The following is a 13,131-nucleotide window of genomic DNA, read 5'->3' as shown; positions in this document are numbered from 1 at the left end:
CATTCTGCGATAGTCGTCAAGCACTTCCGTTCAATTCGTCGCCAATTTCACAGTCATTTGTGCATAATTAAGGTTTGCCTAACCTATCGACCACGTCGTCGGTATTTCTACCTCACACCCCGAGGCCTTCTCGCTGACCCCATAAATAGGCCATTAGCGTTGACACCTCAGAGCTACTGCCACCCTTAAAAATCAGCCCGCAATGACCCCGCTCCACACCGAGAGGGGAAACGTCGAAATACCGTGAGATCACCCGCTATTCATGGGGTGGACATAAAATAAACGGCTGATGCCACCACATCACTTCTGCGACGAGGACCCCAGTCATGACACAGACCCGCGACGCCGACTCCGGTCAGCCAGACTCACACACTGGACGACCGACAGCGGCCACGCAGTCGAGCACCGGCTCAAAAACGGGAGGGTTCTCGGTCGCCATGCGTCACATCGACGACGAAATCCTCGCCGGACGGTGGGTCAACGGCTCCCGCCTTCCCCCTGAACGCGAACTCGCCACGTCGCTTGGCGTCAGTCGAGGGGCAGTTCGGGAGGCCATTCGAGCCTTGGAAGCCCAGGGGATCTTGTCGTCAGGGACAGGGCGCGGCAATGGAACCCGCGTCGACGCCCGACCCTCCGACGCCATGGGACGCATCCTTCGGCTGCAATTAGCCCTCGACGTCGTCTCGTTCGCCGATCTCACCGAGACTCGCGTGGCGCTCGAAAAAGCCGCCTGCGCCGCAGCGGCGAAGGTGCGGGCCCCGGAACCCTTGGCGCGGGCGAGTGACATCCTTGCCCAGATGCATGACGCCATGCAGCCAGATTCCTTCAACAGCCTTGACACTGCCTTTCACGTCGCCCTCGCCGAGGCCGGAGACAACCGCCTCATGAGCAACCTGACGGTGGCCATTCGCAAGGCCGTACACCTACCCATCCTCAAGGCCGAGCATTCCCTCATCGGCTGGGACACGTGGCGCGAAGGTCTCGTCAACGACCACAAAGAAATGCTCGCCGCAATCGAGAACGGCGACTCCGAGCGAGCCGCCGAAGTCACCGAAGCGCACATCCGCAATGCTTACGAGACGTTGCTCATTGGCAAGGATTGATGGGTCGCCATCACCTCTGCTGCTTATCCAACTCCCCCTGGAGCCGCTCGAGCTTGGCCGTCATCTCGCCGGTACGCCCAGGGCGAATATCGGCCTTAAGGACGAGCGACACTCGGGTGCCATATTCGGCAACCGCCTCAGTCGCCCGCTTGACGACGTCCATAACCTCGTCCCACGACCCCTCGATCTCGGTGAACATCGACGAGGTGCGGTTAGGCAGCCCGGAATCGCGAACCACCCTTACGGCAGCAGCAACGGCATCCGCGACGCCGCCGTCCTCTCGCGAAGCTCGACCACCACTGGGAACAAGACTGAAAGCAACGATCATGACTCCAGTCTTGCACCATCGATCGGGGAGTCCACCGCCCTTACCCTGCCAGGAGCACAGAGTGTTCTGGGCGCCCGGACTACCACTGATTTACGACACAGAAATAGTTCATAATTGGATTTTTGCAACCAATTGTTTAAGAAAACATTCCTGCACCAAATCTCATTTCTCACACCCTTACATGCACGACCTTTCAAATGTGGACTACCATCGGCTCCAGGTTCGCTTGTGAGCCCCACATTCGTAACCTGAAATGCCGCATTTCCAACAGGAAGAGCTAGGTATGAGCGCCGAGACTATGACGAGTGACACCACCAACCCCAACGGGTACGTCATCAGGGAAACCCAGGACATCACTGCACGTCCGGACCTGGCCCGCACCACCGGTCGCGTCACCCCAACCCGTACCCGCAGACCCGTCTACCTCGACATGCTCCCCCCGTGCAACGCTGGATGCCCAGCTGGCGAGAACATTCAGGAGTGGCTGCGCCTCATCAAGGCCCACGAAGAAGAGAAGGCTTGGCGTCAGCTCACCGCCGACAACCCTTTCCCTGCCATCCACGGGCGCGTCTGCTACCACCCGTGCGAGGTGGCGTGTAACCGTGCCGAACTCGATGGAGCCGTTTCGATCCACTCCGTCGAGCGGTACCTCGGTGACCTCGCCATTGAGAAGGGCTGGAAGTTCACCAAACCCACCGAGCCTTCCGGACACCGCGTCCTCATCATTGGCGCAGGCCCAGCCGGCCTGTCCGCCGCATACCACCTGGCGATGCTCGGCCACGAAGTTGAAATTCACGACGCAGGCGACAAGGTCGGCGGCATGATGCGCTACGGCATCCCTGAATACCGCCTACCGCGTGAAATCCTTGACGCCGAAGTGGCACGACTCACCGACCTCGGCATCAAAATCGTCCTCAACCACCCCGTCAACGACCTTATGGAAGAGAAAGCCAAGGGACGTTTCGACGCCGTCTTTGTGGCCATTGGTGCCCACCTATCCAAGCGCGTCGACATCCCGACTGTCGACGCATCCCGGATGGTCGATGCAGTCAGCTTCTTGCACAACGTCGCCGCCGGTGAAAAACCCCTCATCGGACGGCGGGTAGCCGTCTATGGTGGCGGCAACACCGCCATGGATGCCGCCCGCGTCGCCAAGCGCCTCGGCGCTGAAGAATCCATCGTCGTCTATCGACGCACGGCCGACCAGATGCCTGCCCACGCCGAAGAGCGCGAAGAAGCCGAACGCGAGGGCGTACAGATGAACTGGCTGCGCACCATCACCGACGTCGGTGACGACCTCACCGTCGAGGTCATGGAACTCGACGACGACGGCAAGCCGCGCGGCACTGGACGCTACGAAAAGCTCGAGGCCGACACTGTCATCCTTGCCGTAGGACAGGACGCAGACACCGGCTTCCTGCACAAGATGCCCGGTATGAGGTTCCGCAACGACGTCGTCGATGTCAACCCCTCAACGCTCATGACCGACGTCCCCGGCATTTTCGCCGGCGGCGATACCGTCCCCTCCGAACGCACCGTGACGATCGGCGTCGGCCACGGCAAGCGCGCTGCCCGTCAAATCGATCTGTGGCTGAACCGTCAGTCCGGCTACCCAGCCGCGAAGAACACCACGGTGGGCTTCAACGACCTCAACCTGTGGTACTTCGGCGACCACCTGCGTCGTCACCAGCCCGAACTCGACCCAACTCAGCGCGTCGGATTCGACGAGGTCGTCGGCGGACTCACCGACGAACAAGCCCACTTTGAGGCTGGCCGATGCCTGTCGTGCGGTAACTGCTTTGAATGTGACGGCTGCTACGGTTCCTGCCCCGAAGACGCCATTATCAAGCTCGGTAAGGGCCACCGTTACGAATTCGATTACGACAAATGCACCGGATGCGCCACCTGCTTCGACCAGTGCCCCGTCCATGCCATCGACATGATCTCCGAAGGCACCGACCCGGCCACCGTGCCAGGATCGGGCAACCCCACCCCCGGCTGGGCGGTGCGTCCTGAACCCAATCCACAACGGTCAGCTTCACTGAAGTTCACCGTCGACTCCGAGAACTGAGAAGGAGGACTGACCATGGCAAATAGCTCTGACTCCCGCGTCCGTACCATTGCCGACGGCAACACCGCCGCCGCCTCGGTCGCCTACCGCTGTAACGAGCTGTGCTCGATCTATCCGATCACCCCATCGTCCCCGATGGCCGAGACCGCCGACGAATGGTCTGCCGCTGGGCGCAAAAACATCTGGGGAGACATCCCCACCGTCATGGAAATGCAGTCCGAAGGTGGTGCCGCTGGTGCCATGCATGGTGCCCTGCAGGGCGGCGCGCTAAGTACCACGTTCACGGCCTCCCAAGGTCTGCTGCTCATGATTCCGAATATGTACAAGATCGCTGGCGAGCTCACCAGCACGGTCTTCCATGTCGCCGCGCGTTCCCTAGCAGCCCAAGGCCTATCTATCTTCGGCGACCACCAAGACGTCATGGCTTGCCGTCAGACCGGCTTCGCCATGCTGTGCTCGTCAACGGTACAGGAATGCCACGATTTGGCTCTCATCAGCCAGGCCGCCACGATGCATTCCCGCGTGCCCTTTATTCACTTCTTTGACGGCTTCCGCACCTCCCACGAACTCAACGTGCTCGAGATGCTCTCGGACGACGATATTCGTCACTTCATCACTGACGACCTCGTCCACGCCCACCGAGATCGTGCCCTATCCCCTGCTCACCCGTTCATTCGCGGTACTGCCCAGAACCCGGACACCCATTTCCAGGCTCGTGAGGCCGCGAACAAGTACTACGAGAAGGTGCCGGGCATCGTCCAGTCCCTCATGGACGAGTTTGCCCAGGTCGTCGGACGGCAGTACCACATCGTCGAATACCACGGCGACCCCGAAGCCACTGAAGTCATGGTGTGCATGGGCTCCGGCGCCCGCACCATCGAGCACACCGTCGACCACCTCAACGCCCAAGGACATAAGCTCGGCCTCGTCGAGTTGCACCTGTTCCGTCCCTTCCCAGCCGCCGAGATCGTCAAGGCCATCCCGGAGACGGCCCGCGCCGTCGCCGTTCTGGACCGCACCAAGGAGCCCGGCTCGAACGGCGAGCCCCTCTTCCTGGACGTGCTGACTGCCCTATCCGAAGCGCACTCCCGCGGCACCCGCAACTCCATGCCAATTGTTTCGGGGGGCCGCTACGGCATCTCGTCGAAGGAGTTCACCCCCGGGATGGTGGCCGGGATCGCCGCTGAACTCGAACTGGACAGCCCGCGTCCGCGCTTCACTATCGGTATCGACGACGACGTCACCGGCATCTCTTTGCCGTGGGAGCCGCTCGACATTGAGGATCCCAAGACGATTCGCGCAGTGTTCTATGGCATGGGTTCCGACGGCACTGTCGGCGCTAACAAGAACACCATCAAAATCCTTGGATCAGACCCCAACACCTACGCCCAGGGCTACTTTGTCTACGACTCCAAGAAATCCGGATCGCGTACAACCTCCCATCTGCGTTTCGGACCCAAACCGATCGAGGCTCCTTACCTGGTCAGCCAGGCCGGATTCATTGGCATTCATGCTTGGGGAATCCTGGAGTCCATCGACGTTCTGACGATGGCTCGCGAAGGCACCACGGTGCTGCTGAACTCCCCCTACGACGCCGATGAGGTGTGGGACAAGCTGCCCGACACCATGCAACGTCAGATCCTCGACAAGCACCTCGACCTGTGGACCATCGACGCTCTGTCCGTAGCCCGCAAGGTGGGTCTGCGTAACCGCACCAACACTATTTTGCAGACCTGCTTCTTCGCGATATCTGGTGTGCTTCCCAAGGATGAGGCCATCGCCAAGATCAAGGACTCGATCCAGAAAACCTACGGCAAGAAGTCCCAGAAGATCGTCGAGATGAACCACGCGGCCGTCGACGCCTCCTTGGAGCATCTGCACCAAGTCACTATCCCCGACCACATGACCGCCGACCACAGCCTCATTCCAGCCGTGCGCGAGGACTCCCCAGACTTCGTCAAGACTGTCACCGCCCGAATGATCGAAGGATTCGGCGACCTGCTACCCGTCTCGGCACTACCTGACGACGGCACCTACCCGGCCGGAACCACGAAGTACGAGCAGCGCACCCTGTCTGACGTCATCGCCACCTGGGAGCCCGACGCCTGTATCCAGTGCGGTAACTGCGCCTTCGTCTGCCCGCACGGTGTCATCCGCGCCAAGTACTACCCGCAGTCCCAGTTGGAAGGTGCCCCGGAATCCTTCCAGTCCGCCGAGCTCAATGCCGCCGGCCTACCAGAATCCTGCTACACCCTGCAGATCGTCCCCGATCAGTGCACCGGCTGCGGACTGTGCGTCGAGGCTTGCCCGGCGCATCCGGTCGGCGAACCCGACCGCAAGGCCATCAACCTTGAAGAGCACCTCGACAAGACCGTCCAGCGCGAAAACGTGAAATTCTTTGAGACGATCCCCGTTAATGACCGTTCCCGCGTCGACTTTGCCACGGTACGAGGAACCCAGTTCCTGGAGCCTCTCTTCGAGTTCTCCGGAGCATGCTCAGGATGTGGCGAGACACCGTACGTCAAGCTCATCACCCAGCTGTTCGGCGACCGCGCTGAGGTGGCGAATGCCACTGGCTGCTCCTCCATCTACGGCGGCAACCTGCCAACAACCCCGTGGGGCAAGAATGCGTCCGGACGTGGCCCGGCATGGTCGAACTCGCTGTTCGAAGACAACGCCGAATTTGGCCTCGGTATGCGTATGGCCGCCAACGTCCAGACCGACCTGGCCAAGCGTCGCCTCCAGGAAGTGGCGGATCAGCTCGACCCGGAACTCGTCGAGGATCTGTTGCACGCCCCGCAGCTGACCGAACACGACCTACAAAGCCAGCAACGCCGCGTTCAGGAACTGCAAGCCAAGCTCGCCGACCTGGAACAGACCCCGGCAGTGCGCGACCTCATGAGTGTCGCCGACCATTTGCTGCGCCGGTCGGTATGGATCATTGGCGGTGACGGTTGGGCCTACGACATCGGCTCCGGTGGCGTCGACCACGTGCTCGCCTCTGGCCGTGACGTCAACGTCCTCGTCCTTGACACCGAGGTGTATTCCAATACCGGTGGTCAGGCGTCGAAATCGACCCCGCTGGGTGCCGTCGCCAAGTTCGCCTCAGCTGGCAAGCCCACCGCTAAGAAGGACATGGCCCTACAGGCCATCGCCTACGGGTCGGTGTACGTCGCCCGTGTGGCCCTGGGCGCCGATCCGCAGCAAACTTTGCGGGCCTTCCGCGAGGCCGAGGCCTATCCTGGCCCGAGCCTCATCATTGCCTACAGCCACTGCATTGCCCACGGCTACGACCTGCGCAATGGCCTCGACCAGCAGTACAAGGCGGTCCACTGCGGACACTGGCCGCTGATGCGCTATAACCCAGTGCTGGCCGACGAGGGGCGCAACCCGTTCCTGCTCGACTCGCCCAAGCCTGACCAGACGTGGCGGGAATACACCAAGCTCGAACTGCGCTACCGGATGCTTCAGAAGGCTCATCCTGAAGAGGCCGAACGTATGCTGGATTTGGGTCAACGCCAGGTGGAGCGCCGGTACTCCGAATACGCCGAGATGGCATCCCGCACTGCCGAAGACTTCGCCGTCGACGCCCGTATGTCCGAGTTCGCCGCTTCATCCAACCGCGCCTGATAGCCACGAAGGAATGACGTGTCATGAGTGATCTTCACACCAAGTACATGGGGCTGACGCTGAGGTCGCCATTGGTTGCCTCCGCTGGCCCCATCCAGCAGAAAGTCGACGGGGTCAAGGCCCTCGCTGACGCTGGGGTCGGAGCCATCGTCATGTACTCCCTGTTCGAAGAGCAGGTGAGGCACGAGGAGGCTCGGCAAGCCGAGCTCGAGCTGGAGTACATGGACTCCTTCTCCGAATCGCTGAGCTTCTTTCCGACCGTGGCGAGCAATGAGGGAGGCATCACCGACCGCTACCTCGCCCACCTTGAGGCCAGCGCCGATGCCGTTGACATCCCCGTCATTGGGTCCCTCAACGGCGCGACAAACGGCGGGTGGGTCGATACCGCCAAGCGGATGGAAAACGCCGGTGCGGCAGGCATCGAGTGCAATATCTATATGGTGCCCGGCGATCTGGAACAGTCCGCCGAGGAAGTCGAGGACCGTCACGTCGAGATCGCCCAAGCCGTCAAGGATGCTGTGAGCGTGCCAGTTGCCGTCAAACTGTCACCGTTCTTCTCGGCTCTAGGCAATATGGCGACTCGGCTAGATGCCGCTGGTGCCGATGCCCTCGTGATGTTCAACCGGTTCATGCAGCCTGACATCAACGTCGAGACAATGCAGGTGGAGCCCGGCGTGTGGCTGTCGTCCCCGACCGATGCTCGCCTGCCATTGACGTGGATTTCTGCGTTGTCGGGCCGCATTGACGCGTCTCTGGCTGCATCCTCCGGTGTTGAGACCGCCGACGACGTCGTCAAGTACCTGCTTGCTGGAGCTGACGTTGTCATGACCACGTCAGCGTTGGTGCGCCACGGCGCCGAGTACGCAGCAGAATTGCAGAAAGGGCTGGAATCCTACCTGCAGCGCAAAGAGGTCGACCTCGATACACTTCGTGGAATGCTCGCCATTCCCAGTGATGCGTCGACTGCTGAGTATGAGCGTAACGGCTACGTTGCAGCCCTCGAGAAGGCTAAAGCAACGTACGGGTCTTGATCCCGATCCTCACGGGGCCGATGACAATTGTCACCGGCCCCTAATTTTATGCCTGCCACGGATCGACGAACACAGCGGCCGCAACGGCACGGCTGTGTTAGATGATGCGCGTTCCAAGCACCCTTGAGCTGCAACCTAGCCTCGCCCGCGCACCGTTTCAGTCCGCTCAACCGCACACAGCGGCAACCCCTGCTCAGCCTGGTGTGGTAATCGGGTTACCAATAGCGTCGGCTGCCACCTGAGGTAGCTCATTCAACGATCACCAACCGGATTGCCACAGCAGCATCCAGATCCGACCCGCGGCACGTCAAAGCCACTCGCTGTCACAAAGGGGGCTCTCGTTGGCGGATCCGGTCAGCCAACGACGATCAGAGCAGCCCACCGGCCAAAGCAGCCCACCGACCAGTTGTGGCATATGGGTTACATGCGGAATCCCCTGCCACTGTTGCCAGCCCCTGAGGCGAAAACCTGACAGGATTTCCACGAGCTACCATCGGTTGAGTACCGGTTTCGGTCACATCCATCAGGAGGATCAATGTCCCACTCATCACACTTCACCGCTCCTTCACCGTCGAAGCGCCATCCGTTGCGCACCCTGAGCCGACTTGGAGTGGGTGGTCTGCTGGCCTACGCGGGTGTTGGACACCTCACCTTCGTCCGTGAGGAATTTCAGGCTCAAGTTCCAGATTGGGTGCCCATGGACGACGACACGGTTGTTTTGCTGTCCGGCGCTGCCGAGATCATCCTGGGAACCGGTCTATTGTCAGGCCGTCACAAGAAATTCTGGGGACGCAGCGCAGCCGCTTTCTTCGCCGCAATTTTCCCCGGTAACGTTGGCCAATTTGTCGAGCACAAAGATGGATTCGGCCTTGATGACGACCGCAAACGCGCGATTCGCCTGCTCTTCCAGCCAATCCTGGTAGGCCTAGCTCTGGAGGGCACCCGCGAAGACTGATCGGCTACGACTCTGATCGTGGCCACGGGCAACAGCCGCACCCGGTAGGGTTGGTGTGCGCGCCAACTCAGGAGGAAAGATGCCGCAACGCAAGGTCAGCGTGATCAACCACTACGCCTTTCCGCCGGGGTCGGGTGGCATCACCCGCAACTTTGATATGTTCTCCCGGCTACGCGGCTGGCAGCCTCATTTTTACGCCGCCAACATCAACCACACCTCCGGCGAGCACATGACGGTCGACGACCCTCGTTACACACTCGTCCCGATCCCGGAGTACAAGGGTAACGGTGTGAAACGGGTCCTCGGCTGGATAGCCTTCGCCGCCGGTGCCGGCGCGCGTGCCCTTATCCGCCCGGCAGACGTCATTTTCGCTTCCTCACCACAGATCTTGGCCCCCGCAGCCGCCATGGTTGTTGCCGCACTTCGCCACAAGCCATTCGTCGTTGAAGTCCGCGACCTGTGGCCCGAATCCTTGGTATCGGGCGGTGCTCTCAAAGAAGGGTCAACCCTGCATAAAGTGCTGCAAGGGTTAGAGAAAACTATCTACGCCCACGCGCGTCAGATCGTTGTCGTGACGAAGGGCTGGGAGGACCACTTTCGCGAACTCGGCATCAACGTCGATAAGGTCACCGTTGTCCCCAACGGCGCCGACCTGGCCGAATACGAGGTCACAGAGTCCCGTGAGGAGCTGCGCAAACGGTACGGCATCTCCGGATTCACCGCGGTGTTCTCAGGAACCCACGCGAACTACGTCGGATTAGACCTCATCATTGACGCCGCCCGTCGCTTGCCAGACGTCAATTTTCTACTTGTGGGTGCCGGGGCGCGCAAACAGTGGGCTATAGACGAAGTCGCCAAGCTCGGCCTGACTAACGTCACCTTCCACGACCAAGTGCCGAAATCAGAATTAGTGCGCATCCTGTCAGCATGCGACGTCGGCCTACATACGGTGTCCCCGCAATCGGTCTTTGACAAAGGCATGAGCCCCAACAAGCTCTACGACTACATGGCTGCTGGCCTGGCCGTCGTCTCCAACGCCAAAGTGCCGATCCGTGACGTCATCAGCGACGACGAGGTGGGCGCCTGTGTCGATCCGACCGATCTAGTTGCCGGCATCGAGCGGGTGCGTGACGCCGACGAGGCCACCATGACGCGCTGGCACAAGCGAGCCCGCGAACTCATGGCTAACAAGTACTCGTTGCAGGCATCCGTCGACAAGCTGGCGACCGTGTTGGAGAAAGCGCTGTATCGCTGAGCCAGCTCAGCTGGTTTAACCGAGCAGCGCTGCCGCCAGCCCTGGAACTGCGACGACGAACACTGCAAGCACCACTCCCCACAGGTCACGAGCACGCAGGCGCGACTCCACCGCGTAGGTTCGGCGGGTTGCGGTTGCGAAGCCGCGAGAATCCATCGCCCGGCTCAGGACTTCCGAAGACCTCATCGCATACAACACCATCGCGAAAGTCATCGACGACAGATACCTGATCCACGAAGGCAGGGAGCGTTTCGGCCCCAACCCGCGCAGCTTGCGCACATCGGACTGGATGCGCCACTGGTCACCGAGATGTCCCATCCGTACCACACCAGCCACCGACGCTACGACTGGGCGCTGCGGCAGGTGGGTCTGCTGGGCCAAGGCGTCACCCAACCGAGTGGGGTCGACGGCCGCCGTGGCCAGCGCGCCCGGCAGCACAAAGACGAGGATCCTTAACCCCTGACGAATCCCTTCACGCCACGTTGCTGAATCAGTAAAGCCGCTGTGCAGGAGCAGGGTCGTCCATACCAGCATCACCGCGGCGATGAGAACCGGCACCGTCCGTGCCACCAGGGGTTTGACATGATGCGAACACAATGGAGCCATCACGACGACAGGGATCAGCCCAATTGCCCCGACGAGCGGGGAACGCACAAAAAGGGATCCGAGGATGCCAGCGACGGCAATGACGAGGACGACGAGCGGATTGATCGTCGTCAGGAAAGCTGGCTTGTCCTCCGGATGCTCGTCAGGGGTGGGGTCCGGCACTCGGTAAGAAGCGACGTCGACGACCTCATCAGCCATGTCGACGACCTGCCGATCATGCGAGGAAGCAACGATGGCCACACCCGAATCGGCCGCGGCACGAATCGCTGACAGCACGCTCGCGCCACGGTCATCGTCGAGACCGACAGTCGGCTCATCGAGCAGCAGAAGGTCGGGACGCTGAGCGAGGGCCGCCGCGATCGCGAGTCGTCGCTTCTCGCCCCCGGAGCAGGTCATGGGGTGCGAGTCTAGAATCGGCGCGAGCCCAAAAGTCCTCACCAGGCCTTTCAAATCAGCGTCGTCAGGGACCAGCGGTGAGGCAGATAACTCGTCGGCAACCGTCTGGGCCACAAGGTAGTTCTCTGGGTTCTGCGGAACCCAGGCAACCTGGTCCGGCAACGTCAGCTCACCGGAGACGGGAGCGTCAAGGCCGGCGAGCAGCCTCAGCAGGGTCGACTTACCGATCCCGCTCGGGCCCGACAGGACCGTGATGTGGCCGCGTCGAGCAGACATGGTGACGCCGCGCAGCAGCACATCGTCAGACTGAGGGCGGTGAACGTCGAGGGCGTTGGCGCGGGCGACTGTCTCGCCGGCGCTGGCAGCGGGGAGCGGTATCGGCGTTGCCTCGCGAGAGTCCAGGAAATCCTCAAAATCCCAGATTTTGCTGAGGGTGCCGTGATCGGTCAACTCGACGACCTGGTCGAGGATGCCACGCCACTGGTCGGGATGGTGATCGACGACAAAAACTGTCCGGTCGTGGGCCATCCTCGCAATCTCGTCACGGATTGCTGTAGCTGACTCCTCGTCCAGCATGGAGATGGGCTCGTCGAGCAGCACCAGGCCGGGGTTAGTAGCGAGGATTCCCGCAATGGCCAGACGCTGCATCTGGCCGCCGGACATCTTCGTCGTCGAATGGTTGGTGGACATAGTGAACCGGGCGCGTCGTTGAGAGTCCTCGACAATCGACCAGATGTCCTCGCGTGGGACACGATGGTTTTCCGGACCAAAGGCAATGTCTCGCCCGCACGTGGCAGCAACGACAGAGTGGACCGGTTCCTGCTGCAACAAACCGACGTTCACTCCACCAGACCAGGTATCCACCCGCCCGGACAAGTCGTGGCTTTCCTCCTCCAGCAAACCACCAATGGCGTGCAGCAGCGTGGTCTTGCCTGCCCCTGACGGCCCGGCGACAAGCACTCGGGCGCCCGCCGCCACATGAAGGTCGATCGGACCAAGGATGGGCTCGTCACGATCGGGAACCCTGACCGTCAGCCCCTCCACATCTACCGGTACCGCCTGGCGATCGGAGACCTCGTCAGCCTGGCTAAGGGCCATGACGTCAGTCATGACAGGTTCCGCGACGATGCCGTACTCCGGGACGATTTCGCGCCACGCAATTCACGAGAAACGGCAAAGGGATTGAGGGCGCCAGCCGCCGCAAGACTTCGGACAATCCCCCACGCCACCAGACCGCCGAGCAACGCTCCGGAAACGATCATGAAAACAAAGTAAACGATGGTGTCACTGGCGCGGAACATCGGATAGTAGGCAAGACGCTCGTAGATGGCCTCGGCGAAACCGGTGAGAGCCCCAGCCACCATGGCAAGTTTGGGACCAGCTTTGCGGTAGGCGACAATGAGCAAGCACAGCTCCATAGGCAAACCTTGGACAATACCTGAAATGAGGGTGCCGATCGCCCACTGGCCGCCAAGTGCTGCCTCGATGGCGGCAGCAAGAACCTCTGAGAGTAAAGCTGCGCCAGGTTTACGAACGATGAGTCCGGCAAGAAGCGCTGGCAAGAACCAGACGCCGGCGAGGAGCCCCTCGACAGGCGGATACACCTTGGTGGCCGGCGCGAGGAGGCTATATACCGCCCCATAGCCGAGGAAGATGACGCCGAATGCTACCGCAATCATCACCGGGGTAACGATGTCGATGGTGCGGTACCGTACGGCAAGCGCGTCGTTAGTCATGGAAGTCCTTCCGCTCATTC

The 13,131-nt window shown here is 61.3% G+C and carries 9 protein-coding genes; 6 read left to right on the top strand and 3 right to left on the bottom strand.

What is annotated here, in order from left to right; genetic code table 11:
• The first annotated feature begins 437 nt into the window (after positions 1-437).
• Positions 438-1,103, top strand: coding sequence for a FadR/GntR family transcriptional regulator (locus FYJ43_RS01770; protein WP_195839883.1), 666 nt, complete (start codon positions 438-440; stop codon positions 1,101-1,103).
• A gap of 10 nt (positions 1,104-1,113) precedes the next feature.
• Here the strand turns inward: FYJ43_RS01770 and FYJ43_RS01765 are convergent, their stop codons facing one another.
• The gene (locus tag FYJ43_RS01765; RefSeq protein ID WP_154561414.1) at positions 1,114-1,431 is read right to left on the bottom strand and encodes a thiamine-binding protein; all 318 of its coding nucleotides are present in this window, start codon (positions 1,429-1,431) and stop codon (positions 1,114-1,116) included.
• 253 nt (positions 1,432-1,684) lie between these two features.
• On the opposite strand from FYJ43_RS01765, the gene FYJ43_RS01760 reads away from it, so the two are divergent.
• The 5 genes from FYJ43_RS01760 (at position 1,685) to FYJ43_RS01740 (ending at position 10,373) form a co-directional block, all read left to right on the top strand.
• Positions 1,685-3,502, top strand: a complete 1,818-nt coding sequence (locus FYJ43_RS01760) for an NAD(P)-binding protein (RefSeq protein WP_154561412.1) — start codon at positions 1,685-1,687, stop codon at positions 3,500-3,502.
• A 15-nt stretch (positions 3,503-3,517) separates the two neighbouring features.
• Complete coding sequence (gene nifJ, locus FYJ43_RS01755) at positions 3,518-7,132, top strand: pyruvate:ferredoxin (flavodoxin) oxidoreductase (protein WP_154561410.1); 3,615 nt, start codon at positions 3,518-3,520, stop codon at positions 7,130-7,132.
• Between the two features lie 23 nt (positions 7,133-7,155).
• The gene (locus tag FYJ43_RS01750; protein WP_154561408.1) at positions 7,156-8,163 is read left to right on the top strand and encodes a dihydroorotate dehydrogenase-like protein; all 1,008 of its coding nucleotides are present in this window, start codon (positions 7,156-7,158) and stop codon (positions 8,161-8,163) included.
• Between the two features lie 535 nt (positions 8,164-8,698).
• Positions 8,699-9,118 carry a DoxX family protein gene (locus FYJ43_RS01745; RefSeq protein WP_154561406.1) on the top strand — a complete coding sequence of 140 codons (420 nt, stop codon included), beginning with the start codon at positions 8,699-8,701 and terminating at the stop codon, positions 9,116-9,118.
• A gap of 79 nt (positions 9,119-9,197) precedes the next feature.
• On the top strand, positions 9,198-10,373 hold the full coding sequence (locus tag FYJ43_RS01740) for a glycosyltransferase family 4 protein (protein WP_154561404.1): 1,176 nt from the start codon (positions 9,198-9,200) through the stop codon (positions 10,371-10,373).
• A 15-nt stretch (positions 10,374-10,388) separates the two neighbouring features.
• Here the strand turns inward: FYJ43_RS01740 and FYJ43_RS01735 are convergent, their stop codons facing one another.
• Positions 10,389-12,485 (bottom strand): ATP-binding cassette domain-containing protein, encoded by a 2,097-nt coding sequence (locus tag FYJ43_RS01735; protein WP_154561402.1) that lies wholly within the window; start codon positions 12,483-12,485, stop codon positions 10,389-10,391.
• Positions 12,482-13,111: an ECF transporter S component gene (locus FYJ43_RS01730; protein WP_154561400.1), complete on the bottom strand. Its 630-nt coding sequence runs from the start codon at positions 13,109-13,111 to the stop codon at positions 12,482-12,484. Before FYJ43_RS01730 ends, FYJ43_RS01735 begins: the two co-directional genes overlap by 4 nt.
• Positions 13,112-13,131 lie beyond the last annotated feature (20 nt).

The sequence above is a fragment of the Cutibacterium porci genome (assembly GCF_009696315.1).
Lineage (GTDB): Bacteria > Actinomycetota > Actinomycetes > Propionibacteriales > Propionibacteriaceae > Cutibacterium > Cutibacterium porci.
The sequence above is the reverse complement of the archived record's forward strand: the minus strand, read 5'-3'. Positions and strand labels throughout refer to the sequence as shown.

Excerpts from the sequence above, each read along its gene's own strand:
- FYJ43_RS01760 (WP_154561412.1), top strand. The coding sequence starts at position 1,685 with ATGCCGCATTTCCAACAGGAAGAGCTAGGTATGAGCGCCGAGACTATG.
- FYJ43_RS01730 (WP_154561400.1), bottom strand. The coding sequence starts at position 13,111 with ATGACTAACGACGCGCTTGCCGTACGGTACCGCACCATCGACATCGTT.
- FYJ43_RS01765 (WP_154561414.1), bottom strand. The coding sequence starts at position 1,431 with ATGATCGTTGCTTTCAGTCTTGTTCCCAGTGGTGGTCGAGCTTCGCGA.
- FYJ43_RS01750 (WP_154561408.1), top strand. The coding sequence starts at position 7,156 with ATGAGTGATCTTCACACCAAGTACATGGGGCTGACGCTGAGGTCGCCA.
- nifJ (WP_154561410.1), top strand. The coding sequence starts at position 3,518 with ATGGCAAATAGCTCTGACTCCCGCGTCCGTACCATTGCCGACGGCAAC.
- FYJ43_RS01735 (WP_154561402.1), bottom strand. The coding sequence starts at position 12,485 with ATGACTGACGTCATGGCCCTTAGCCAGGCTGACGAGGTCTCCGATCGC.
- FYJ43_RS01745 (WP_154561406.1), top strand. The coding sequence starts at position 8,699 with ATGTCCCACTCATCACACTTCACCGCTCCTTCACCGTCGAAGCGCCAT.
- FYJ43_RS01770 (WP_195839883.1), top strand. The coding sequence starts at position 438 with ATGCGTCACATCGACGACGAAATCCTCGCCGGACGGTGGGTCAACGGC.
- FYJ43_RS01740 (WP_154561404.1), top strand. The coding sequence starts at position 9,198 with ATGCCGCAACGCAAGGTCAGCGTGATCAACCACTACGCCTTTCCGCCG.